We start from the raw sequence: 625 nt of genomic DNA on the forward strand, positions 1-625 counted from the left end.
ACCTCGCCGTACAGCTGCATGGCGGAGGGCGCTTCTCTAATCCGTTTCTGCTGCGCCTGGGCGCTAGGCATACGGTAGGCGCCCGGACCCCTGATGCCGCCCGGCTGGAGCGCAACCTTCCCTATGCCTACTATCAGCACGAACCGCTCCGAGCCCTGGAAGTTGCCGGACTTGCCGGCGCTCCCCCGGCCGGCTTGGAGGCTCGGCTACGGCCCTTGGACCGCTACGCGGCAGGGCTGCAACCTTTCCTGGGAGGCGAGTCCGCCGTCGTGGTTATCCACCCGGGCGCGACGGACCCGCGTCGACGCTGGCCGGCGCGAAGCTTCGGCGAGGTAGCGGCGGCCTGCGCGGCGGACGGTGCCCGGGTGCTCGTAGTGGGCACCCGGGACGAGGAAGACCTGGCCGCAGCGGTAGTGGCGGYGTCCGCCTCGGCGCAGGTCACTTCGCTGGCCGGTGAACTCGCACTAGGGGCTCTGGCGTCGCTACTGGCCGCGGCAACGGTCCTGGTGGGCAACGACAGCGGTCCGCGACACCTGGCACAGGCGCTGGGTACCCCGACAGTAGGCTTGTACTGGGCCGGGAACGTCATCAACGCGGGCCCGCTGGGCCGCAGTCAGCACCGGGT

The 625-nt window shown here is 70.7% G+C and carries 1 protein-coding gene; it reads left to right on the top strand.

Going from position 1 to position 625, the window contains the following annotated elements:
• Positions 1 to 215: 215 nt before the first annotated feature.
• Positions 216 to 625, top strand: a 410-nt coding sequence (locus AC1U89_RS24550) for a glycosyltransferase family 9 protein (RefSeq protein ID WP_479902220.1), incomplete at its 3' end; no start/stop codon positions are given.

It is taken from the genome of Caulobacter sp. 05T431 (assembly GCF_056665975.1).